This window comes from Pseudomonas sp. 11/12A, from assembly GCF_000800055.1.
GTDB lineage: Bacteria > Pseudomonadota > Gammaproteobacteria > Pseudomonadales > Pseudomonadaceae > Aquipseudomonas > Aquipseudomonas mohnii.
Window position 1 is genome coordinate 6,093,047 of the sequence record NZ_JUGV01000001.1, and the last position, 23,957, is coordinate 6,117,003.

A 23,957-nucleotide genomic window follows, 5' to 3' on the forward strand; every position below is an offset into this window, starting at 1 on the left:
GTGTAACAAGGCTTGACTACACTCCTCGGGGAGGCTGCATCGCTCGATGCGGCGACAAGGAGAAAACTCCATGAAGATAGTGCGTGTCCCCTTGTTGATGATCGGTTTGCTGCTCTGTTCCCAGGGTTTCGCGGCCACTGAACAACAGAACAAAATGACCACTTGCAATGCCGACGCTACCGCTAAAAGCCTCAAGGGCGATGAGCGCAAAGCCTTCATGAGCAATTGTCTGAAAGCCGCTCCAGCGGCCAACGATGCCGGCAAAGCCCTGACCCCTCAGCAAGAGAAGATGAAAACCTGTAACGCCGACGCCACCACCAAAGCCCTCAAGGGTGACGCGCGCAAGGCGTTCATGAGCGATTGCCTGAAGAAAAAATGAGTCATGGGCCGGGGCGCGGGCCTGCGGTGACTGTTCGGGCCTCATGGCGGGCTTGCCTGCGATGGGGCCGGTACGGCCGCAGAAAAATAACCGAACGCCGCACCACCAAGGTCGTCCCACACAATCTCTAGTGCTGCCACCGGATCGCTGGCAGACTGCCCATCCTTTTACGCCGTTCGTTTTGAGGCTGTATGCCAACGTTTTCTCAGCGTCAAGTGTTGCTGGTCATCAGCTGGGTCATCATTTTCGGCGGGCTGCTGCTGGTGATTCCGTTGCGGTTGCTGCCCAGCCTGCTGGCCGGGTTGCTGGTGTTTGAACTGGTCAACATGCTCACCCCGCAGCTGCAGCGGCTGATCGAAGGGCGGCGCGCGCGCTGGCTGGCCGTGGCGTTGCTGGGGACATTAGTGGTCAGTGTGCTGACGCTGATCTTCGCCGGCGCCATCAGTTTTCTGCTGCACGAGGCGGAAAACCCAGGCGCTTCCCTCGATAAATTCATGCACGTTGTCGACCGCGCTCGCGGACAGCTGCCGCCGTTCATCGACGCTTACCTGCCGGCCAGCGCCGCCGAGTTTCGCGTGGCGATTGGCGAGTGGATGAGCAAGCACCTCAGCGACTTGCAACTGGTGGGCAAAGACGCGGCGCACATGTTTGTGACACTGCTGATCGGAATGGTGCTGGGTGCGATCATTGCCTTGCAGCGCGTTCCGGATCTGACCAAGCGCAAGCCATTGGCCGCGGCGCTGTTTGATCGCCTGCACCTGCTGGTCCAGGCATTCCGCAACATCGTGTTCGCGCAGATCAAGATTTCCCTGCTCAATACATTCTTTACCGGGATTTTTCTGGCGGTGATCCTGCCGCTGTTCGGCATCAAGCTGCCGCTGACCAAAACCCTGATCGTGCTGACCTTCCTGTTGGGACTGTTGCCGGTGATCGGCAACCTGATGTCAAACACCCTGATCACCATCGTCGGCCTGTCGCTGTCGATCTGGGTGGCCGTGGCGGCATTGGGTTATCTGATCTTTATCCACAAGCTCGAATACTTTCTCAATGCGCGCATTGTCGGCGGACAGATCAGTGCCAAATCCTGGGAGTTGCTCCTGGCGATGCTGGTGTTCGAGGCCGCGTTCGGCCTGCCTGGGGTGGTGGCAGGGCCGATTTATTACGCGTATCTGAAGAGCGAGTTGAAGCAGGTAGGGATGGTTTGACGGTAGCTATTAGCTGCAAGCTTCAAGCTGCAAGTAAGAGCCCAGAGCGAACACCGTCCTACTTTTACTTGAAGCTTGAAGCTTGAAGCTTGAAGCTTGAAGCTTGAAGCTTGAAGCTTGAAGCTTGAAGCTTGAAGCTTGAAGCTGCAAGTAAGAACCCAGAGCGAACACCGTCCTGCTTTTACTTGAAGCTTGAAGCTTGAAGCTGCTCCTCAGCCATAGCGTTTTGCGGCCTCGATGGCCAGACCACTGCCGATGCTGCCAAAGATATTCCCTTCCACGTGCCGCGCATTCGGCAGCATCGCCGAAACGCTGTTGCGCAGGGCCGGAATCCCGCTCGAACCACCGGTGAAGAACACGGTGTCCACCTGATCGACCCGCACATCGGCGTCCGCCAGCAACCGGGTCACGCTGTCGCGCACGCGCTCGAGCAGGTTCTCGATGGCTGACTCGAACAGTGCACGGCTCAATTCCACGCTCAGGCCGGGTTCGATGCGGTCCAGCGCGACGTGGCGGCTGTGGGCATGGGTCAGCTGGATCTTGGTTTCTTCCACTTCCATGGCCAGCCAGTGTCCGGCGCGCTGTTCGATCAACTTGAACAGGCGATCGATGCCACCGGTGTCTTCGATGTCATACCGCATGCTGCCCAGCGCCAGGGTCGACTTTTGCGAGTACACCGAGTTGATGGTGTGCCAGGTCGCCAGGTTCATGTGGTGGCTGGTGGGCATGTAGGCGCCACTTTTCATCCGGCTGCCGTAGCCGAACAGAGGCATCAGGCCCTGCAGGCTCAGTTGCTTGTCGAAGTCGGTCCCGCCGATGTGCACGCCACCGGTGGCCAGGATATCGTCGTGACGGTTGTCGTGGTTGCGACGTTCCGGGGACAGGCGCACCAGGGAGAAGTCCGAAGTACCACCGCCGATGTCGACAATCAGCACCAACTCTTCTTTTTCGATGGTCGACTCGTAGTCGAATGCCGCGGCAATCGGTTCGTACTGGAAGGACACGTCTTTGAAGCCGATGGCGCGGGCGACGTCCACCAGGGTGTTTTCCGCTTCCTGGTCGGCCATTTCATCGTCATCGACAAAGAACACCGGGCGACCCAGCACGACTTCTTCGAATTCCCGACCAGCGGCAGCCTCGGCACGCTTTTTCAGCTGCCCGATGAACAGTCCGAGCAGGTCCTTGAACGGCATCGCCGTGCCCAGCACGCTGGTGTCGTGCTTGATCAGCTTGGAACCCAGCAGGCTCTTGAGCGAGCGCATCAGGCGCCCCTCGTAGCCTTCCAGGTACTCGTGCAGCGCCAGCCGGCCGTACACCGGGCGACGTTCTTCCATGTTGAAGAAGACCACCGAAGGCAGGGTGATCTTGTCGTCCTCCAGCGCGATCAGCGTTTCCATGCCAGGGCGAAGCCAGCCGACGGTGGAGTTGGACGTGCCAAAGTCGATGCCACAGGCACGGGCTGGAGATGCGTTTTTCATGTCTTTCAAGTTCCGGTTAAAAAACGGCCGCGCAGTGTATGTCAGTGCGGCACAGAATCGAAGGCCGACCATCCGCTAATTCTGCCGATCAACCGCTTGAAAGAGGCGCGATCACCCCCAAACTACCCTGCATCAACCGGACAGCCGCAGGGCAATCGCAAGAAGCCCCTCCGGCTGCCGATAAACTTATGAAGCGCTGCCCGGTCACAAACTTGAGATCGGTCAAACTCTGTGCGGCAAATAAGGCGCATGCTGTGTCAGGTGGCGCGATTTCGATAACGGATGGTGATTCCCACGATGGACTTCAAAGACTATTACAAGATTCTCGGTGTGGAGCCGACCGCAGACGACAAGGCGATCAAGGCCGCCTATCGCAAGCTGGCGCGCAAATACCACCCCGACGTCAGCAAGGAAAAGGACGCCGAGGCCAAGTTCAAGGATGTCTCCGAGGCCTACGAGGCGTTGAAAAGCGCCGACAAACGCGCCGAATACGACGATTTGCGCCGCTATGGCCAGCATGGTCAACCGTTCCAGGGGCCGCCAGGCTGGCAAAGCCGTGGCGGTTTCGGTGGCGGCGGTCAGGACACTGGCGATTTTTCGGACTTCTTCAGTTCGATCTTCGGTAACCGTGGCCCCGGCTTTGGCGGGGCAGAGTCGCGTCGCAGCAGCGGGCGTCGAGGACAGGACGTGGAAATGGAACTGGCGATTTTTCTGGAAGAAACCCTTTCGAGCGAGTCGAAGAAGGTCACCTTCCAGGTGCCGCAGTACAACGCCGCCGGCCAGCACGTCAGCAATACCACTAAAAGTCTGAACGTGAAGATCCCCGCCGGCGTGACCGACGGCGAGCGCATTCGCCTCAAGGGCCAGGGCGCGCCGGGTGTCGGTGGCGGCGCCAATGGCGATCTGTACCTGACCATCCGTTTCGCGCCGCACCCGAAATTCGATGTCGAAGGCGAAAACCTGATCATCACGCTGCCTCTGGCTCCCTGGGAACTGGCCCTGGGCACCGAAGTGGCCGTGCCGACCCTGACCGGCAAGATCAACCTCAAGGTGCCGGCCGGCAGCCAGAACGGCCAGCGCATGCGCGCCAAGGGCCATGGCCTGCGGAGCAAGGCGGGCGAGCGGGGTTACCTGTTCGTGCAACTGAAGGCCGTCATGCCGAAAAAATCGGACGATGACATTAAGGCCCTGTGGCAGGAACTGGCGCAAAAAGCCGCGTTCGACCCGAGAGAAAATTTCTGATCCAAGACCCGGAGTAGCCCGTAATGAGCAGCCCTCTGATCGTTCAACTGGACCTGGCCGAATTCTGTGAGGCGACCGACCTGTCGGACGTCTACGTGATCGAAATCGTCGAACACGGCATCCTCGAACCCCAAGGGGGCACGCCCAAGGATTGGCGCTTCACCGATTACGAACTGACCCTGGCCAAGCGCGCCGCCAAGCTGCGGCGCGACCTGGAACTGGAATGGGAAGGCGTCGCCCTGGCGCTGAACCTGCTCGAAGAGGTGCAGCAACTGCGGGCGGAGAACCGGATGTTGCGGCAGCGGTTGGGGCGGTTGGTGGTGGAGTAGGCCAAGCTTTGGAATACGCGTAAACCAATGAGCTTGGATAATTGTCCACGCTGGTTGCTGCCCTACGTTTTTCTTCTCATGTGTTGGCTGTAAGTGTTCAAATCCACACGTACTTCACCGGTTGAGTCCATGCTCAAGCCCATTGCGTGATCATCGGGAGTAAGAGGCAAAGCGCGTTGGGCAGATTTGCGGATCTTCGGCTTTGTGGACCTGTCCACCGGTGGGCCAGGAGGTGATTGGCTTGCCAGGCCTGGCATCGAGCCCCCTCCAGTGTGACCTTGTCGTTGAGCCATTTCCTCATAAGTCATCATCTCTCTTGGTAGCGGGGATGATGACGGCGGAGTCAAGTACCGTCGTCCGCTAGGCAAAGTACTGTGGATATATTCTCTAGTGGTCGGGTCCCGTCGCGGTGTCATGCTGTCAGAACTCCGCATGGGTGGTCGTTCGCTGACAGTATCGAGACTGGTTGATGCAGGCCCATTGGCTGAACCCACTGGACGGGCAACAGCCCTTGTTAGTAGGGGAGATCCATCGGCAGGGATTAGTTGAGTCAGGCTGGACGTACTGTCATTTCGGCTTACAGGATGGCGAGGCAGGTTAATTTTTTTTAAAAAATTAATAGGCATATGCCCCGTCGGATCCGAAAAATTCACCGGATCGCCCGCGCAATACATATACGCATTCAAACCGCCCTCCCCAAACGGACTCCAACTGTCCGGGCTATGAAAACGCATCAGTCGCGGGTTGTAGACGCGATAGCCATTGCCCAGGAAATACCAGTTCAATGCCTCGCGAAACTGGCCATTGAATCCCAGTCGCGTGTCCACCTCATGTTCGGTGGATTGAAAACCATAGGCGCTGTAGGCCATGCGATTGATGCCGTCGCCACCGATATCGGCGAGCGCCGAGTTTTTCTGATCGGTGGCCAACAGGACGGTGCGTTGCTGACGCGAGTTGTTGGGGACATTGGTATCTGAGCGAGTCACGGCGGCCTTCCTTGGGAGTCATAAGGTTGACGTTAAGCGGATCATCCTTTTGTACTCGCAATATTCGGGGCCCGGTACTAACAGATCTGATAGGACTGGAAGCTGACGTTATGTGCGCTTTGGTAAAACGACGGTGAACGTCGTGCCCTCAACTTCATTCGAGCTGACCTCAATCGTCCCCTTGTGGGCATCCACCACCTCCTTGACGATAAACAACCCCAAACCCAGGCTGGTTGAAGGTTGGCCCAGTTCTTCGTCGGCGTTGCGCACCAGTGGATCGAAAATCGTGGCGATAGCGTCTTCGGGGATGGGTATTCCGAAATTGTGCACGGTAAGACGAACGGAGAGCGGCTCGCCTTTGAGGGTCACGATTACGTCGCGTTTGTTCGAACCATGCTGCAAGGCGTTGCCGATCAGGTTTTGCAACATCTGAGCGATGCGCCCCGGATCCCAGTTACCACGAGCGTCGCCCAGCACTTGCAGCGTCGGATCGCACTCCGGATTGCCCGCACAGGCTTCGGCAATCGCCGCGTGTGCTGCTTCGGCCATGTCCATGGGCGCCGGTTCGATCGGCAGGCTCCGCCCCAGGCGGCTGCGTACCAGTTCCAGTAAATCGCTGACCATCACCGCCATATGGCGCGTCCCGCGCTGGATGTGGGACGCGCAGGCCAGGGCATCGCCCTCCAGTGTGGTTTTGCGCATCAGCAGTTCGGTAGACATGCTCACCGCTTGCAGCGGCGCGCGCAGGTCGTGGCCGAGAATCGCCAGAAAGATGTCCCGTGAACGATTGACTTGTTCGGCATAGGCCGCCGTGGACTCGGCCAGGGCTTCGTCGATGGCTTCATTGAAGCGAATCATGTCCTGGAAGTAAGCCAGGTTGGGGCTGTCCAGGCTGCCGACCCACAAACGAATCACAGTGGCGCGCAAATGGCGAAATTCGCTGGTCATCTGCACCAGATCAAACCCCACGTTGTGGCGCAATTCGCCATGACTGGCGCCGGCCTCATCCAGGCTTGGGGTTTTTTCCGGCCCTTCGCCGCGGGCTTTGGCCGCCTGTTCGCTGGGGGTCTGAGGCTTTGTCATGTCCCTGGCCGCGGCCAGCAGGATCGACTTCGCATGGTCGCGCAGCGAGACGCTATCCATCGAATGCGCGGCCGGGGTGATGGTTTTGGCGAAATGCTCCCACTCATCGACGATTCGATTAACGTTCAAGGCGATGAATTCGGAAAGACGCATGGTGGTTACCTGAGCATGAATCGGGGACAGCGATTCGAATATTAGTCTCTTTGGCGGGAAAAATACGACCGCTGATGCGACGGCATGACCCAGCGCATTTGTGGCGGTACATACCTATCGATAGCTCTTTGATTTTCGACCCGTTTGCACCTGTTTTATGGAGTGGTCCAGCAGGAATTTGCTCTTTTTTTTCCCGCTCCGGTGAATGAACCTGTGGCTTCCTATCCTGTCATCAAGGTGATTGAACAGTGTCTGATTTGCATGGAAGCAACGTGCGGGCAACGCCCGCGCAAAATAATGGAGTTTATTACCGTCGTGTACTCGCGGTACTACCTGAGGCGATCAAAAAGGCCTCGATGTCGAGACTGGAAAGCCTTGAAACGCTCAGGCCAGAGCCCCCCGAGTGGTATAGCAGTGCACGGGAAACCGACCGCCAATACCTGAAGGAATTGATTGAAGAACAGGGGCGTCTGCAAGGCGTACTGGACAAGACCCTGGGCGATTTGCAGCACGACATCAATGCCTTCGCCGAGCCACTGCTGCGCACGGCAATGCAATCGAATTTCAAAAACGTCAAAGGCATCGACGGGCTCAGCGTACAACTTGAAGTGCCCAGCAAAATTGGCCTTGTCATTGATACCGGGGCCAGTCGCGTTCGGCAGTCCACGTTGCTGGAGGCGGCGCTGCACAATTTCGAGGAATCTGAAACCACCGAGGACGCCTGGCGCATCAACTCCGGCATCTATCGCAAGGATGAGCGTGGCGCTCTTGCGCTTGAGCCCGCGATTTCCTTGTCCGGGTTTGCATCGATGTGCCGCAGCCTCGACCTTGGCGGACAGTACCAGCGGCACATCATATCCGTCCTGCTGCCCGCAACAGCCGAAGCCCGGAGCGCCTTGCAGGACGAATCCGTGGCCAGTGAAAAAGCCACGTTTCAGCTGGCGTCACTGGTCGCGCGATTGAAGGGCGATATCAGCGACCATGCCTACGGCAAGCTCAGGCAAATACGCGAGAGCCAGGCCAATACCACGCTGTACGATCGGCCGTTGCAGTGCCACCGATTGTCGCTGATGGGCTTTCGGTTGACGGGCATCGTGCTGTTCAGCGCCGTGAGCGATCCGTCGCAGATCAAGCAGGCGATCGATGCCTTGACCCCTGAAGGGTTGAAGTTCTGGAGCGAATGGTCGCAGCGTGTCCCGGTATTGCCCGGAACAGAGTACGAGCGGTTCAAACTGCTGCAGGCGTTTTTTGCCAATGGGCCCCAGGGTCTCAGCGATGAGCTTCTGCGCCGGGACGACGTCTACCATCAGAGTCGTTTGTCCGGCCACTTGATCGCCTATGTTCCGGATGATCCGGAGCATCCTCTCAAGGAATACTCGTCGCTGACCGAGTTCATGAAAACCCTGATCGGACAGCTGCGCGACGCGAAGTACCAGGCCTTTTTCAGCCGGTTCGTGGCGCAAAAGGACAAAGGGCTGTTTTTCCACCGGGTCAACGAGCGCCTCAAGACGTTTACCTGGCAGCAACGCGAGCCGCTGGACATGGGGCCGTGGTGGCGCGAAACGGCGGTGGAGAATCCGGATGCGGAACCCATTACCAATCAGATCACCGGCGATCTGTGGGCGACACTGTTCGTGCAGCGCCGCGACAAGGCCATCGCCGATGCCCGACGCATCGCGGTGCCGACCGACGATGAGGACGCCAACGCCCGCTTCAAGCGCCTGACCAGTTACCTGGACATCGGCTGGAACCTGTTCAATTTCGCCGCGATGCTGGTGCCCGGCGTGGGCGAAGCGATGCTCGGCATCATGATTGCGCAGATGCTCGCCGAGGTAGCCGAAGGTGTCGAAGACTGGAGCAAAGGCGACAAGGAAGAGGCCTCTGCCTACTTCAATGGCGTGCTGATCAACTTTGCACAGTTGGCGCTGATGAGCGCCGGTCATGCATTGCCAAGCGGCCAGCTGACACCGCTCAAGGTCTCGCCCTTCGTCGAAGGGCTCAAGCCTGTGGAGGTCGCGGGCAAGCAGCGGTTGTGGAATCCGGATCTGACGCCCTATGAGCAATCGGTCACCGTGCCCAAGGAGGGCGTCGTCGGTGAAAAAGGCTTGTACCGGCATCAGGATCGGGACCTGCTGCGCATCGATGAAAAATGCTATGAAGTCAAACAGGACCCGGACACGGGCCAGCATCGCCTGCAACACCCAACCCGTGCAAACGCCTATCAACCCTTGCTGGAACACAACGGCGCGGGCCTGTGGAAGACGGAGCTTGATCAACCGCTGGAATGGGATCGGCGTCAATTGCTCCAGCGTTTGGGCGCCTCGGTGGACGGATTCACGGATCAAACCCTGGAGCAGATCCTGACCGTCAGTGGCGTTCACGAAGATGCATTGCGCCGGCTGCACGTGGAACACGAAACCCCGCCCGCGCTGCTGACCGATACCCTCAAGCGCTTCAGGGCATACGCCGACGCCGAGGCCTGTGCGGAACAGATTCAGGCCAATCGAGTCGGCCAGGACTGGGGCGATTATGCCGTGCGCTTCATGACGGAACTGCCAGGCTGGCCCGAGGGCAAGGCCATCGAAGTGTTCGAGGGGCCGGGCCTGTCGGGGGCGGCGATCAAGGAGGGCTATGCCGACGCGTTGCCGGCCGACACCTTGCAAATGACCTGGCAGGATTTGTTGGCCGGTGCCTTGCCTGGGCGTGTGGTCGGGTTCTTGGATGAACAGGCCCTGCGCGAAATGCTGGGGCAGTGGTTTTCCGGGGATTCAAAGGCGCGTGTCAAGGCGTTGCGCGATCGCCTGGCCGATCAGGCGCGAGGCAGTAAAAGGCGTTTGTTCGACAAGTTGTACGAGCGCCGGGAGGGTACGGACGATGCCCGACTGAATTTGCTCAAGGGCGACGAGTCCTCGCTGTCGACCAGCGTGGCGCAAGCGCTTCTGGATCACGCAGACCCTTCGGACCTGCGGCATCTGGCCGAGAAAAAACGCGTGCCCTTGAGGCTTTCGCAACAGGCCCGGGAAGCGGCGCACCAGCTCAGGGTGGCGCGAGCGTATGAGGGCCTGTACCTCGGCGAATTGCACAACACCGACACCGAGCGACTGCAGCTGCACTCCCTGGCAGCCCTGCCTGGCTGGCCTGCGGACCTGCGTCTGGAGATTCGTGAATATTCATTTTCGGGCACGTTGCGCGACAGTCTTGGCCCGGAGGACGCGCCGATCCGCAAGGTGCTGATTCTGGGCGAGGATGGCCGATATGAAGCGCGGGATGCGCTCGATCAACATCTGCACGGCGCGGACACGCTTTATGCCGCCGTGCTGCACGCATTGCCCGACCAACAGCGCGTAGCCCTGGGTTATGAAATCCATGATGCTGCGGGACTTGAGCAAGCGATAAAGGCACTGCCGCTGGATCGATCCGTGTTCGAACCGGTCCTGCGGGACAACCCGGTCCTCAAGCCGTCCTACGACCCGAGCGTCATGCGCTTGCGCGGCGGCATGCCAGGTTATGCACAGGTCCCGCGCGGCATGGGATTGCGGCGCCGGGCTCGTTCGCTGTATCCGGGTTTCACTGCGCAAGAGGTTGAAACGCTGTTGACCGAGTTCACTCAGAACGGTGGTTCGGCCCATGAAAGGCTGACCGCGCTGGAGGCCGAGTTCGATCAATTGAACCGGACGATGCAAAACTGGATGACTTCACCGACGGCGTCCTTCCGTTTCACGCCGTCAGGGATTGCCGAATTGCGCGCCCGGGAGCGCTTCTACAAGGTGATCCGGCAATGCTGGCAGCGCAGCGGGCCCGAGGGCGTGCAAGTGGCAGGTGTGGCGCACACGCAATGGCTGCAGCTCGACGATTTTCCTCTGATCCGTCGGCTGCTTGAGACGCTGCCGAAACTGGAGGCCAATTTCGATCACGTCACCAGCCTGAGCGTGCGCAGCGGCGAGTTGCGCAACGAGCACCTGGGGTTTCTCAGCTCGTTTCGCCGGGTGCGTTATCTCAACCTGCAGGACAACCTGCTGACCGCCGTTCCAGAGGTGATCAACGAGATGAGTCATCTCACGGACCTTTCCTTCAATGAAAATCGTATCGAACTGGATGCGCTGGCGGTGGATCGCCTGAAAAAGCTGGTTCAATTGCGGTCGCTGGGCTTGCGGGGCAACCCGTTGAAGCTCGCGCCGAACATCAGCCGGATGCCGCAATTGCAGGTCATTTTGCTCAACGAAACGGGCCTGGACAGCTGGCCCGTCGGACTGTTTTCCCAGTCGCGGCCGCGCAGTATTTACCTCGATCTGCGACACAACCCGATCACCCGGATCCCGGAGGTCGCACCGGGTTCGTTTCGCGCCGAACTGCTGGCGCGCACCTTGATCAGCCGTGAACCCCGCTGGATTTCGCCGGATAACCTCGACACCCTCAAGTCCTACATTGAATCGGTGGGCATGGACCCGGAGCGACCGTACCCACCGCGCGGCACGCTGGACAGCTCTGACTGGTGGATGGGCATGACCGATCGGCAATGGCAGGAAAAACAGGAAATCTGGAACGAGGTCGAGGATGAGTTCGACTCGGTGCCATTCTTCAATGAAATCCGCAAGCTCACTCAATCGGCCGACTTCACGGCGGGCGGCGCCTACAAGACGGACTTGACCGCCAAGGTCTGGCGCATGCTCGAGGCCATGGCCAAGGACAGCGAACTGCGGGTCAAGTTGTTCAACGAGGCCGCCACGCCCACCGAGTGTGTGGATGGCGGCACGCAACTGTTCAACGCCATGGGCCTGCAAGTGCTGATTCACGAGGCCTACGCCCTGGGCAGCGCGGACCTGATCGAAACTCGGTTGCTGGAGCTGGCCCAGGGCAAATCCAGGCTCGATGAATTGGGCGCCATCGCTCGTCAACGGGTGGCGGCACGGTTGGCGGCGGGGGAGCGGTTTCGGCGACTCGACGGGCAGGGCAATGTCACCGGGACCATCGATGAGGTGGAAGTGCACCTGGCTTACATGACTGACCTGGCGCAGCGCCTTGATTTGCCGTGGCAGGCCCGGGGCATGCAGTTCCGCAAGATTGCCGGGGTCAGCAAGGAAATGATCGAGGCGGCGTTCCGGCGAATCGTGGCGCTGGAGGAAGGCGACTTGCTCACGGATCGAATCCTTGAACAGCCCTTGTGGAACACCTGGCTGGAGTCTTCCAGCGCGAAAGAACTGGACAGTTTGAAGCGACAGATCGACGCGACCACGGAGTTGCAAGATGCGTTGCTGCGTCGCTCCGAGGCCGTGGAACCGACGGCGAAGGTGGCTTTTGAGGCGGAGATCAAGGCGCTCTGTCGCGAGTTGAACCGCGACGAAAACGCCTTCAGCGAGGGGCAGGTCATGAGTGATGAGGACTACATCAAAGCGTTGACCGACATCGACCGGCAGATCCGGCAGACGCTGAAATCGATCACTCAACAAGCGATCGAACGAGCCCGGTTACCGCGCCTTGAGCTTGAGCCTGGTCAATAACCGCGAGCCCGTACAACAGTCATAAACCTGTGGCGAGGGAGCTTGTTCCGGGGCGGCGCTCCGACAAGCTCCCTCGCCACAGGTACGGTGTTGGTCCTGAACCGAACAGCGCTTTTTCAGGTTCGCGCACGATTATCCAATACCCGATTCACCGCCAGCTCACTGAGCATGATCACCTGCTGAAGCGCCAGCATGGCGTTGCGGCTGGCCCCGTCCAGCATCCCGGCAAACTCGCTCGCCATCACGCTCGCCGACGCCAACGACTCGCAGGCATGGGCCAATAGCGTTTCGTTGTCGACGTCCGGTGCAACGACAAAAATGGTGCTGGGCGAACGCGTGGCGGCCGTCGTCGGCATATTGGGTTTGAGGTAATAGTCCAGTGCGCGATCAACCGCAGGGTGAAGCTTTTTTGACGGCGTGCAGAGGTGCGCATCGGTGTTTTGAGTTTCTGTTCCAGCGGGTGAGTCGGTGACGTTAGGCATGGAGAGTCTCCGTGGAAGGTCTGGAGTGGCCACGCTACCCCTCTGACTTCCGACGGCCAACCCTAAAACTACGTCGGATGCTTCCTCGATTTTTCAAGGGTTTTCATCGTTTCTAAACGTTGCGTCTTTGTCCGCTAAACGCATTTCGACAGGGCCTGTTTAAGCGCTTTCAGGGTTATGTCATCAGAGCTACAAAATCTTTGACCATTGCCTACAGTTAAGCCTGTTGACGCGTACGGCAGAAAAAGCAAACCCGATGGAGGGTGACCGCCATCGGGTTTTTATTTGGCGAGCCGCTCACCTTCAGAACAGGAAATACCGCTGCGCCATCGGCAACACATCCGCCGGCTCACACCACAACAACACGCCGTCGGCCTTGACCTGATAGGTCTGCGGGTCGACGTCGATGTTCGGCAGGTAGTCGTTGTGGATCAGGTCGGTTTTCTGCACCTGGCGACAGCCTTTGACCACGGCGATTTTCTTCTTCAGGCCCAGGGCTTCGGGCAGGCCTGCCTCCTGTGCGGCCTGGCTGATGAAGGTCATGCTGGTGGCGTGCAACGAGCCGCCGTAACTTGCGAACATCGGGCGGTAATGCACCGGTTGCGGCGTCGGAATCGAAGCGTTGGCGTCGCCCATCAGGCTGGCGGCGATGGCGCCACCCTTGAGGATCAGCGTCGGTTTGACCCCGAAGAACGCCGGGCGCCAGAGCACTAGGTCGGCCCATTTGCCGACTTCCACCGAGCCCACTTCATGGCTGATGCCGTGGGTGATCGCCGGGTTGATGGTGTATTTGGCGATGTAGCGTTTGGCGCGGAAGTTGTCGTTGCCTTCACCGTCGCCGGGCAGCGGGCCGCGCTGCTTTTTCATCTTGTCGGCGGTTTGCCAGGTGCGGGTGATGACCTCGCCCACGCGGCCCATGGCCTGGCTGTCGGAGCTGATCATCGAGAACGCGCCGAGGTCGTGGAGGATGTCTTCGGCGGCAATCGTCTCGCGGCGGATGCGGCTTTCGGCGAAGGCCACGTCTTCGGCAATGCTCGGGTCCAGGTGATGGCAGACCATCAGCATGTCGAGGTGCTCGTCGATGGTATTGCGGGTGAACGGCCGGGTCGGGTTGGTGGAACTCGGCAACACGTTGGCGAAACCGCAGGCCTTGATGATGTCCGGGGCATGACCACCGCCCGCGCCTTCGGTGTGGTAGGTGTGAATGGTGCGGCCCTTGAAGGCGGCGAGGGTGGTTTCGACGAAGCCGGATTCGTTGAGGGTGTCGGTGTGGATCGCTACCTGCACGTCGTACTGGTCGGCGACGCTCAGGCAGTTGTCGATGCTCGCGGGCGTGGTGCCCCAATCCTCGTGCAGCTTCAGGCCAATGGCGCCGGCCTTGACCTGCTCGATCAACGGCCCCGGCAGGCTGGCGTTGCCTTTGCCGGTCAGGCCGATGTTCATCGGGAAGGCATCGGCGGCTTGAAGCATCCGGGCCAAATGCCACGGGCCGGAAGTGCAGGTGGTGGCATTGGTGCCGGTGGCCGGGCCGGTGCCGCCGCCGATCATGGTGGTGACGCCGCTCATCAGCGCTTCTTCGATCTGCTGCGGGCAGATGAAGTGGATGTGCGTGTCGATACCGCCGGCGGTGAGGATCATGCCTTCGCCGGCGATGACTTCGGTGCCGGCGCCAATGGCGATGGTGACATCGGGCTGGACATCCGGGTTGCCGGCCTTGCCGATCGCGGCGATGCGCCCGTCCTTGAGGCCGACGTCAGCCTTGACGATGCCCCAGTGGTCGATGATCAGCGCGTTGGTGATCAGGGTGTCGACCACGTCGGCGGCGAGCAACTGACTCTGGCCCTGGCCATCGCGGATCACTTTGCCGCCGCCGAATTTCACTTCTTCGCCGTAGGTGGTGAAGTCTTTTTCCACTTCAATCCACAGGTCGGTGTCGGCCAGGCGCACCTTGTCGCCGACGGTGGGGCCGAACATGTCGGCGTAGGCCTGACGGGAAATTTTCATTCGTTTGCCTTGAGATTCAATTGAATTTGAAATCGTTCGCTGCGCTCACTTTCGCGAGCAGGCTCGCTCTCACAGTTGATCGCATTTCCCTGTGGGAGCGAGCCTGCTCGCGAAGGGGCCGGAACAGACACTGCCTTAATCAGAGATTTCCCATGATCCGCCCGGCAAACCCGAACACTCGTCGATGCCCGGCCAGGTCGACCAGCTCGACCTCGCGGCTCTGCCCCGGCTCGAAGCGCACGGCGGTGCCGGCGGGAATGTTCAGGCGCATGCCTCGGCTGGCGGCGCGGTCGAAGGTCAGGGCGTCGTTGGTTTCGAAGAAGTGGTAGTGCGAGCCGACCTGGATCGGCCGGTCGCCGCTGTTGGCCACCGTCAGGCTCAGGGTGCGACGGCCAGCGTTGAGTTCGATGTTGCCGGGCTGGATCTGGTATTCACCGGGAATCATCAATGGGCTCCTTGCAGAATCTTGTAGTAGAGGGCGGTCGGCTTGTAGCGTCCGCTCGGGTCGCAGGCGTAGTCGGGGATTTCGCCGGCTCGGGTGTAACCCAGGGCCTTGTAGAAATCTTCCGCCACAGAGCCCGCTTCGGTATCGAGGTAGAGCATGCCGCGCTTGTGCTGCAGGGCCGCTTGCTCAAGTGCATTCATCAACTGTTGGCCCAACCCACGGCGCCGCGCGTGTTCGCGCACCAGCAGCTTTTGCACTTCGGCACGGTTCAGGCCGTTGGCTTTCTGGCACAGGGTCAGTTGCACACTGGCCTGCACTTGTTCGTCCTTGACCACCACCCACAGCAGCACATGGCCCTTGTTCAGGTTTTCCTGGACTTCATCGAAATACGCGCGGGCCTGAGTTGCATCCAGGTCGGCCATGAAACCGACGCTGGCGCCATAGCCCACGGCGTCCAGAAGCAGATCAATCAAGCCCTGACGATAGTGCGCAAAACTCTCAACATTGACGCGTCGCAGTTGGGCGGGGTTCATGGGGTATCACTCCTTGTTGGCGCTCGGGGGTTGCGCGCCAGGATTGAGGGTCAATTGCATAAAGGTCAGGTCCAGCCAGCGCCCGAACTTGGTGCCCACCTGAGGCATTTGCCCGGTGGTCACGAAGCCGATGCGCTCATGCAGGCGAATGGACGCGGCGTTACCGCTTTCGATGGCGGCCACCATCACGTGTTTGTCGCATCCCTTGGCGCGCTCGATCAGCACCTCCATCAGCCGAGGACCGAGGCCGTTGCCGCGCTGGTCGCTGCGGACGTAAACCGAATGTTCGACGGTGTGACGAAAGCCATCAAAAGGCCGCCAGTCGCCGAATGAAGCGTAGCCCAGCACCTGGTTTTCGGCGTTGACGATTACCAGGATCGGGTACGCCTGGGATTGCCGGGCGCTGAACCAGGCCTGGCGATTGCCCAGGTCCACGGCCTGTTCGTTCCAGATGGCCGTGGTGTTGAGCACGGCGTCGTTGTAGATGTCGCGGATGGCCGGCAGGTCGGCATGTACCGCATCGCGGATGTGGTAAGTCATGGCGTGGTCTCAGGCGATCGGTTGATGGACGGTGACCAGTTTGGTGCCGTCGGGAAAAGTCGCTTCGACCTGGATCTCCGGGATCATTTCCGGGATGCCTTCCATCACTTGCTCGCGACTGAGCAGGGTGGTGCCGTAGTGCATCAACTCGGCCACGGTCTGGCCATCGCGGGCACCTTCGAGCAGCGCCGCGGAGATGTAGGCCATGGCCTCCGGGTAATTGAGTTTTACGCCGCGCGCCAAACGCCGCTCGGCCACCAGGCCTGCGGTGAAGATCAGCAGCTTGTCTTTTTCGCGTGGGGTCAGGTCCATTGGTGCAATCCATCAGGGCAGATTAAAAAGGTATTCGGGTACATAAACACGACCCCTGTGGGAGCTGGCTTGCCAGCGATGGGGACCTCAAGGTCGCCAAAAGCATCGCTGGCAAGCCAGTTCCCACAGGGATCAGTGTTCAGGTGTTCCATATTCGGGGTGGGACCGCTTCACGGCCGAGCAACACAGGCCTGAGCATTCGCCACACATCAATCAGCCAGCCACGGGCCAGCAGCGCTTCGCTGGCCAGGCACCGGGCGACCAACAGCCCCGGCAATTGCGTCAGATCCCCGCGTACGGCATGGGGCAGCGAGCGACAACGCTCCAACAAATCGCTATCGATTTCCCCGGTCACCAACAGGGTGGCGAACACCGGTTGCCCGTCCAGGCCAATCGGTGAGTCGAGCAAACCGTCAGCCCCGACAATGCGCTGGCGTTCGTGCCAGAGCAACTGGCCATCGCGGCGGATATCCAGTTGCGCCTGAAAGTGTCCGAGGTCGAAACGCTCGCCGCTGGCCGGGCGACCCAGGGCGACGACATCCCAGTAGAACAACCGCGCATCGCCTTCAAGGTCGATGGCGGTGCTGAGTTCAGCCTGCGCCGCGCTGAAAACGATCGTCTCTTGTGGCAACCACTCCAGTGTCGCACCGGCCGCGACCTGCAATTTCAATTGCTGATAAGCGGGGCCGGCGGCGCGATACCACTTGGCCGCGCCGGGGCTGGTGATCTGTGCCCAGGCATCGCGGCCGACGCTGGCCGAGATGTTCAGGCGATCACCGCCGGCGATTCCGCCCGGCGGGTGGACGATGATGTGCTGGCAGACCTGCGGCCCTTCGGCGTACAGGTGCTTCTGCACCCGCAACGGGCCCAGGTGGCGGCGCTGCACCGGACGTGTGCTGTCACCGAAACGGGCGTAAGCCAGTTCGAGTTCGGCATGCCAACTGGGCGTGAACAACGGCGAGGCGGGTAGATTCATGATGTCTAATTATCGTTAGGATGCTACGGATCAGATCGCAACTTTAGATGGTAACCAGGCCGCGCACACCCTCGGCTTCCATATTTTCACCGCGACCCTGTTGCACGATCTCGCCCCGTGACATCACCAGGTATTGATCGGCCAGTTCGGCGGCGAAGTCGTAGAACTGTTCCACCAGCAAAATCGCCATGTCACCGCGAGCTGCGAGCTTCTTGATCACTGCACCGATCTCCTTGATCACCGACGGCTGGATGCCTTCGGTGGGCTCGTCGAGAATCAACAGGCGTGGACGGCTGGCCAGGGCGCGGCCGATGGCGAGCTGCTGTTGTTGGCCACCGGACAGGTCGCCGCCGCGTCGGTGCTTCATTTGCAGCAGCACCGGGAACAGCTCGTAGATGAACGCCGGCACTGCTTTGGCTTCGGAGCCGGGAAAGCGCGACAGGCCCATCAGCAGGTTTTCTTCCACGGTCAGGCGCCCGAAAATTTCCCGGCCCTGGGGCACGTAAGCGATCCCGGCATGCACCCTTTGATGCGGTTTGAACGTGGTGATCGGTTTGCCTTCCCAATTCACCGCGCCCTCTTTGGCCGGCAGCAGGCCCATCAGGCATTTGAGCAGCGTGGTCTTGCCCACGCCGTTACGCCCGAGCAGGCAGGTGACTTCGCCGACCTTCACGTCAAACGTCAGGCCGCGCAGGATGTGGCTTCCGCCGTAGTACTGGTGCAGTTTGTCGACTTGCAGCATAGGGCCCTCCGGGCAGTTGTCAGCGGCAAGCTACAAGCTGCAAGAAAAAGCCGGACGGCTTTTCGCTCGTAACTTGCCGCTTGTAGCTGAAAGCTTGTAGCTGGCCGATTCACCGACCCAAATAAACCTCAATAACTCGCTCATCGGCCTGCACCTGCTCCAGCGACCCTTCGGCCAGTACGCTGCCCTGGTGCAACACGGTGACGTGGTCGGCAATCGAGCCGACGAAGCCCATGTCGTGTTCCACCACCATCAGCGAATGCTTGCCGGCCAGGCGCTTGAACAGCTCGGCGGTGAATTCGGTTTCGGCGTCGGTCATGCCGGCCACCGGTTCGTCGAGCAACAGCAGTTGCGGGTCCTGCATCAGCAACATGCCGATTTCCAGGAACTGCTTCTGGCCGTGAGAGAGCAAACCGGCGGGGCGATTGACCGAAGGGGTCAGGCGGATGGTGTCGAGCACTTCGGCGATGCGATCCTTCTGCTCGCCGCTGAGCCGTGCCCGCAGGCTGGCCCATACCGACTTGTCGGTTTTCTGCGCCAGTTCCAGGTTCTCGAACACGCTCAGCGCTTCGAACACCGTGGGCTTCTGGAACTTGCGACCAATGCCAGCCTGGGCGATTTGCACTTCACTCATCTGCGTCAGGTCCAGGGTTTCGCCGAACCAGGCATTGCCGTGGCTGGGGCGGGTCTTGCCGGTGATCACGTCCATCAACGTGGTCTTGCCCGCGCCGTTGGGGCCGATGATGCAGCGCAACTCGCCGACGCCGATGTACAGGTTCAGGTTGTTCAGTGCGCGGAAGCCGTCGAAGCTGACGCTGATGTCTTCCAGGGTCAGGATGGTGCCGTGCCGAGTGTTCAGGCCTTTGCCGGCGCGCTGGCCGAGGCCGATCGTGTCGCGGCTGGTGCCGGCGTCCTTGTTGGGCTCCACGGGGAAAAACGCTGGTTCGAGCATGAATTCAGCCGTCGCAGTGGTTCTCATTTTACAATCCTCATTGTTCGCCGTTCTTCTTCAGCAAACCGATCACGCCCTTGGGCAGGTACAGGGTCACGACGATGAACAGCGCGCCGAGGAAGAACAGCCAGTACTCAGGGAACGCCACGGTGAACCAGCTCTTCATGCCGTTGACCACGCCGGCGCCGAGCAGCGGGCCGATCAGCGTGCCGCGACCGCCCAGTGCCACCCAGACTGCCGCTTCGATGGAGTTGGTCGGCGACATTTCACTGGGGTTGATGATGCCGACCTGCGGCACGTACAACGCACCGGCCAGCCCGCACAACACTGCGCTGAGCACCCAGACGAACAGCTTGAAGCCGCGCGGGTCGTAGCCGCAGAACATCAGGCGGTTTTCCGCATCGCGCAGCGCGGTCAGCACTCGGCCGAACTTGCTCTGCGCCAGGCGCCAGCCAATGAACAGGCTCGCCACCAGCAACAGCACCGTGGCGAAAAACAGCACGGCGCGGGTGCCCGGTTCGGTGATGCCGAAGCCGAGGATCGTGCGGAAGTTGGTGAAGCCGTTGTTGCCGCCAAACCCGGTTTCGTTGCGAAAGAACAACAGCATGCCGGCGAAGGTCAGGGCCTGGGTCATGATCGAGAAATACACGCCCTTGATCCGCGAACGGAAGGCGAAGAAACCGAACACCAGCGCCAGCAACCCTGGCGCCAGCACGACCAGGCACAAGGTCCAGAGAAAGCTGCTGGTGCCGGTCCAGAACCAGGGCAGTTCGGTCCATGACAGGAAGGTCATGAACGCCGGCAGGCCATCGCCCGAAGCCTGGCGCATCAGGTACATGCCCATCGCATAGCCGCCCAGGGCGAAGAACAAACCGTGGCCGAGGGACAGCAATCCGGCATAGCCCCAGACCAGATCCAGCGCCAGGGCGACGATGGCGTAGCACAGGATTTTACCCACCAGCGTCAGCGTGTAGGCCGAAACGTGAAAGGCGCTGTCCGCCGATAACAGCGACAGCAACGGCAACGCCAGCAGCAGGATCAGGATGACTGCACCCACGGCAATCGTGACTTTGGGGCCGGCTTTTTGTGTTGCGGTAACGAGCAGGGGCTGGTTCATCAGTCGATCACCCGTCCTTTCAGTGCGAAGAGGCCTTGCGGACGTTTCTGGATGAACAGAATGATCAGCGCGAGGATGAGGATCTTGCCGAGCACGGCACCGATTTGCGGTTCGAGAATCTTGTTGGCAATGCCCAGGCCGAAGGCCGCCAGCACGCTACCGGCCAATTGCCCGACGCCACCGAGCACCACCACCAGGAACGAATCGATGATGTAGCTCTGGCCCAGGTCCGGGCCGACGTTGCCGATCTGGCTCAGGGCCACGCCACCGAGGCCGGCGATGCCCGAGCCGAGGCCAAAGGCGAGCATGTCCACGCGGCCGGTGGGCACGCCGCAGCAGGCGGCCATGTTGCGGTTCTGGGTGACGGCGCGCACGTTCAGGCCCAGGCGGGTCTTGTTCAGCAGCAGCCAGGTCAGCACCACCACAAACAGCGCGAAGGCGATGATGACGATGCGGCTGTACGGCAGCACCAGATTGGGCAGCACTTGAATCCCGCCCGACAGCCAGGCCGGGTTGGCCACTTCGACGTTCTGCGCGCCGAACACCAATCGAACAAGCTGAATCAGCATCAGGCTGATGCCCCAGGTGGCGAGCAGGGTTTCCAGCGGGCGGCCATAGAGGTGACGAATCACCGTGCGTTCAAGGGCCATGCCGATGGCCGCCGTGACGAAAAACGCCACCGGCAAGGCGATCAGCGGATAGAACTCGATGGCCTGCGGGGCAAAGCGCTGGAACATCAACTGCACCACGTAGGTCGAGTAGGCGCCGAGCATCAGCATCTCGCCGTGGGCCATGTTGATCACGCCGAGCAGGCCGAAGGTGATCGCCAGGCCAAGCGCCGCCAACAACAGGATCGAGCCCAGTGACATGCCGCTGAAAGCCTGGCCGAGCAACTCGCCGACCAGCAGTTTGCGTTTGACTTGAGCCAGGCTGGTTTCGGCGGCGGTGCGCACGCCGGCATCCGTTTCGACGCCCGGTTCCAGCAGACTTTCGAGGCGGGTGCGGGCCAGCGGGTCGCCGGTTTCGCCCAGCAGTCGCACCGCGGCGAGGCGCACGGCCGGGTCGCTGTCGACCAATTGCAGATTGGCCAGGGCCAGGCTGAGGGCGGCGTGAACGGTTTCGTCCTTTTCGCCAGCCAGTTGCTGGTCGAGGAATTTCAGTTGCGCGGGTTTGGCACTTTTCTGCAATTGCTGCGCGGCACCGAGACGGATTTTGGCGTCGGCGGCGAGCAGTTGATGGCTGGCCAGCGCGGTGTCGATCAGACCCCGCAGGCGGTTGTTCAGGCGCAGGGTTTTCGGCTGGCCGTCGATGCTCAACTCACCTTGTTGCAGGGCGTTGATCAGTTCGATGCGCGCCGGATCGGGCTGCGCGGCCCAGGCTTCCAGCAGTTTGGCCTGCTGCACGGGATTGGCGGCGACGAAGTCTTCGGCGTCGCCGGCGTAGGTAGCCATTGGCAGCAAGAGTGCGATGGCGAGGATGAGGCGGTAAAGGGCCGTGGACATAGAGAGTCGCCTTGACGCGGACATTGTGGGAGCGAACCTGCTCGCGATAGCGATGGGTCAGTCACAGAGATCTTGAATGTGCTGCCGTCATCGCGAGCAGGCTCGCTCCCACAGGGATTTGTGTCGGGTCCGAATGCCCGGGCCCGACCTCCAGTGGCTTAGTTGCTCTTCACCGCATAGTCCGGCTTCTTGTCGTTGCCCGGAATGAACGGGCTCCACGGTTGGGCGCGGATCGGGCCTTCGGTCTGCCAGACCACGTTGAACTGACCATCACCCTGGATCTCGCCGATCATGACCGGCTTGTGCAGGTGGTGGTTGGTCTTGTCCATGGTCAGGGTGTAGCCGGACGGCGCAGCGAAAGTCTGGCCGGCGAGGGCTTCGCGGACTTTGTCGACGTCGGTGGACTTGGCTTTTTCTGCGGCCTGGGCCCACATGTGGATGCCGACATAAGTGGCTTCCATCGGGTCGTTGGTCACCGCTTTGTCGGCGCCCGGCAGGTTGTGTTTCTTGGCGTAGGCTTTCCAGTCAGCGACGAACTTCTTGTTCACCGGGTTCTCCACCGATTCGAAGTAGTTCCACGCCGCGAGGTTGCCCACCAACGGCTTGGTGTCGATGCCGCGCAGTTCTTCTTCGCCCACCGAGAACGCCACGACCGGTACGTCGGTGGCTTTCAGGCCCTGGTTGGCCAGTTCTTTATAGAACGGCACGTTGGAGTCGCCGTTGACGGTGGAGATGACGGCGGTCTTGCCGCCGGCGGAGAATTTCTTGATGTTGGCGACGATGGTCTGGTAATCGCTGTGACCGAACGGGGTGTAGACCTCTTCGATGTCCTTGTCCGCCACGCCTTTGGAATGCAGGAACGAGCGCAGGATTTTGTTGGTGGTGCGTGGGTAGACGTAGTCGGTGCCGAGCAGGAAGTAACGCTTGGCGCTGCCGCCTTCTTCACTCATCAGGTATTCGACTGCGGGGATCGCTTGCTGGTTTGGCGCGGCGCCGGTGTAGAACACGTTCGGCGACATCTCTTCGCCCTCGTACTGCACCGGGTAGAACAGCAGGCCGTTGAGTTCTTCGAACACCGGCAATACCGATTTACGCGACACCGACGTCCAGCAGCCGAACACCACGGCGACCTTGTCCTGGGTCAGCAACTGGCGGCCTTTCTCGGCGAACAGTGGCCAGTTCGATGCCGGGTCGACCACTACCGGCTCCAGCATCTTGCCGTTCACGCCACCCTTGGCGTTGATTTCGTCGATGGTCATCAGCGCCATGTCTTTGAGCGATGTTTCGGAGATCGCCATGGTCCCGGACAACGAATGCAAAATACCCACCTTGATGGTCTCGGCGGCCTGGACGGTCCAGGTCATGCCCATCGCGGCAATCGATGCCGAGAGTGTGAAAGCCTTGATCAAGCTACGACGCTTCATTGTGCGATCTCCATGAACTTATGAATTTTTCTGGTTGGCAGATGCGGACTACTGAAGGGTCTTTAGCAAGGGCTGTGCCCGGTCGGGAAAAGACAGGGAAATGTCGTTTTAGTGCGCTTGCGTGCGGTGGCGGCGCACCACGAAGGGACGAGGGCGGGGCGGTGGTGCGCAGGGATGCGTCATTGTGGTGCTGCCGCGTGGCGGCAGCGGTGATGCAGAAAGCTTCAGTTGGGGCCGGGAAATGAGTCGACGTATTGGATCTTGAAATCGGGGAAGGAATCGACGATCTGGATTTTGTAATCCGGGAAGCTGTCGACGGTTTTCCACTTGCCTGGCGAGTCCGGGAACAAGTCGACCTGCTGCACCTTCAGGTCGGGAAAGAAGTCCACCACCTGCACCTTGTAGTCCGGGAATCTGTCGACGAACTGGATCTTGCCGTAGATCTTCGAGACATCGACGGTGGTATCGGCCCATGCGGCGCTGGCGCCGAATACCAGCAACGACAGGAAAACAGATTTCAACATGAGGCTCATCCTGAGGGTCGTGAGATGCGCAGTGTAAGGAATGTTGAGTCC

General features: G+C 60.4%; 21 protein-coding genes. 5 read left to right on the plus strand and 16 right to left on the minus strand.

The annotated features are described in order from the left end of the window. Window positions 1-70: 70 nt before the first annotated feature. The gene (locus GQ39_RS27835) at window positions 71-379 is read left to right on the plus strand and encodes a PsiF family protein (RefSeq protein WP_047536865.1); all 309 of its coding nucleotides are present in this window, start codon (window positions 71-73) and stop codon (window positions 377-379) included. A 191-nt stretch (window positions 380-570) separates the two neighbouring features. Further along, window positions 571-1,584, plus strand: a complete 1,014-nt coding sequence (locus tag GQ39_RS27840; RefSeq protein ID WP_047536867.1) for an AI-2E family transporter — start codon at window positions 571-573, stop codon at window positions 1,582-1,584. 212 nt (window positions 1,585-1,796) lie between these two features. Here the strand turns inward: GQ39_RS27840 and GQ39_RS27845 are convergent, their stop codons facing one another. Beyond that, window positions 1,797-3,062, minus strand: coding sequence for an Hsp70 family protein (locus tag GQ39_RS27845; RefSeq protein WP_047536869.1), 1,266 nt, complete (start codon window positions 3,060-3,062; stop codon window positions 1,797-1,799). A 297-nt stretch (window positions 3,063-3,359) separates the two neighbouring features. On the opposite strand from GQ39_RS27845, the gene GQ39_RS27850 reads away from it, so the two are divergent. Together GQ39_RS27850 and GQ39_RS27855 are read left to right on the plus strand one after the other, a co-directional pair. Next, entirely contained in the window at window positions 3,360-4,304 is a 945-nt protein-coding gene (locus tag GQ39_RS27850) for a DnaJ C-terminal domain-containing protein (protein WP_047539226.1), read from the plus strand. 23 nt (window positions 4,305-4,327) lie between these two features. Then, complete coding sequence (locus GQ39_RS27855; protein ID WP_047536870.1) at window positions 4,328-4,633, plus strand: chaperone modulator CbpM; 306 nt, start codon at window positions 4,328-4,330, stop codon at window positions 4,631-4,633. A gap of 62 nt (window positions 4,634-4,695) precedes the next feature. Here GQ39_RS27855 and GQ39_RS33440 read toward each other — a convergent pair whose 3' ends face one another. Both GQ39_RS33440 and GQ39_RS27865 read right to left on the minus strand, forming a co-directional pair. Then, on the minus strand, window positions 4,696-5,619 hold the full coding sequence (locus tag GQ39_RS33440) for an RHS repeat-associated core domain-containing protein (protein WP_081997988.1): 924 nt from the start codon (window positions 5,617-5,619) through the stop codon (window positions 4,696-4,698). A gap of 108 nt (window positions 5,620-5,727) precedes the next feature. Further along, window positions 5,728-6,855, minus strand: coding sequence for a sensor histidine kinase (locus GQ39_RS27865; RefSeq protein WP_047536875.1), 1,128 nt, complete (start codon window positions 6,853-6,855; stop codon window positions 5,728-5,730). A gap of 248 nt (window positions 6,856-7,103) precedes the next feature. Here GQ39_RS27865 and GQ39_RS27870 point away from each other — a divergent pair, with 248 nt between their 5' ends. Next, on the plus strand, window positions 7,104-12,353 hold the full coding sequence (locus GQ39_RS27870; RefSeq protein WP_047536878.1) for an NEL-type E3 ubiquitin ligase domain-containing protein: 5,250 nt from the start codon (window positions 7,104-7,106) through the stop codon (window positions 12,351-12,353). 116 nt (window positions 12,354-12,469) lie between these two features. On the opposite strand, the gene GQ39_RS27875 is transcribed toward GQ39_RS27870, so the two are convergent. The 13 genes from GQ39_RS27875 to GQ39_RS27935 all read right to left on the minus strand — a co-directional run bounded on the left by GQ39_RS27875 (window position 12,470) and on the right by GQ39_RS27935 (window position 23,906). Further along, entirely contained in the window at window positions 12,470-12,835 is a 366-nt protein-coding gene (locus GQ39_RS27875; protein ID WP_047536881.1) for a DUF6124 family protein, read from the minus strand. Between the two features lie 303 nt (window positions 12,836-13,138). Next, window positions 13,139-14,839, minus strand: coding sequence for an urease subunit alpha (gene ureC / locus GQ39_RS27880; RefSeq protein ID WP_047536884.1), 1,701 nt, complete (start codon window positions 14,837-14,839; stop codon window positions 13,139-13,141). A gap of 139 nt (window positions 14,840-14,978) precedes the next feature. Then, window positions 14,979-15,284 (minus strand): urease subunit beta, encoded by a 306-nt coding sequence (locus GQ39_RS27885; protein WP_047536887.1) that lies wholly within the window; start codon window positions 15,282-15,284, stop codon window positions 14,979-14,981. After that, entirely contained in the window at window positions 15,284-15,817 is a 534-nt protein-coding gene (locus GQ39_RS27890; RefSeq protein WP_047536889.1) for a GNAT family N-acetyltransferase, read from the minus strand. Before GQ39_RS27890 ends, GQ39_RS27885 begins: the two co-directional genes overlap by 1 nt. Before the next feature lie 6 nt (window positions 15,818-15,823). After that, window positions 15,824-16,357, minus strand: coding sequence for a GNAT family N-acetyltransferase (locus GQ39_RS27895; RefSeq protein WP_047536891.1), 534 nt, complete (start codon window positions 16,355-16,357; stop codon window positions 15,824-15,826). A gap of 9 nt (window positions 16,358-16,366) precedes the next feature. Further along, complete coding sequence (ureA, locus tag GQ39_RS27900) at window positions 16,367-16,669, minus strand: urease subunit gamma (RefSeq protein ID WP_007937143.1); 303 nt, start codon at window positions 16,667-16,669, stop codon at window positions 16,367-16,369. Window positions 16,670-16,808: 139 nt separating this feature from the next. Next, window positions 16,809-17,645 (minus strand): urease accessory protein UreD, encoded by an 837-nt coding sequence (locus tag GQ39_RS27905; protein ID WP_047536895.1) that lies wholly within the window; start codon window positions 17,643-17,645, stop codon window positions 16,809-16,811. Between the two features lie 43 nt (window positions 17,646-17,688). Then, window positions 17,689-18,387, minus strand: a complete 699-nt coding sequence (gene urtE / locus GQ39_RS27910; protein WP_047536898.1) for an urea ABC transporter ATP-binding subunit UrtE — start codon at window positions 18,385-18,387, stop codon at window positions 17,689-17,691. A gap of 109 nt (window positions 18,388-18,496) precedes the next feature. Then, window positions 18,497-19,366 (minus strand): urea ABC transporter ATP-binding protein UrtD, encoded by an 870-nt coding sequence (gene urtD, locus GQ39_RS27915; RefSeq protein ID WP_047536900.1) that lies wholly within the window; start codon window positions 19,364-19,366, stop codon window positions 18,497-18,499. A 10-nt stretch (window positions 19,367-19,376) separates the two neighbouring features. After that, entirely contained in the window at window positions 19,377-20,456 is a 1,080-nt protein-coding gene (gene urtC / locus GQ39_RS27920) for an urea ABC transporter permease subunit UrtC (protein ID WP_047536902.1), read from the minus strand. Beyond that, window positions 20,456-21,958, minus strand: coding sequence for an urea ABC transporter permease subunit UrtB (urtB, locus tag GQ39_RS27925; protein ID WP_047536904.1), 1,503 nt, complete (start codon window positions 21,956-21,958; stop codon window positions 20,456-20,458). Before urtB ends, urtC begins: the two co-directional genes overlap by 1 nt. 158 nt (window positions 21,959-22,116) lie before the next feature. Beyond that, complete coding sequence (urtA, locus tag GQ39_RS27930; RefSeq protein WP_047536907.1) at window positions 22,117-23,382, minus strand: urea ABC transporter substrate-binding protein; 1,266 nt, start codon at window positions 23,380-23,382, stop codon at window positions 22,117-22,119. 224 nt (window positions 23,383-23,606) lie between these two features. Continuing rightward, the gene (locus tag GQ39_RS27935; RefSeq protein WP_081997989.1) at window positions 23,607-23,906 is read right to left on the minus strand and encodes a hypothetical protein; all 300 of its coding nucleotides are present in this window, start codon (window positions 23,904-23,906) and stop codon (window positions 23,607-23,609) included. Window positions 23,907-23,957 lie beyond the last annotated feature (51 nt).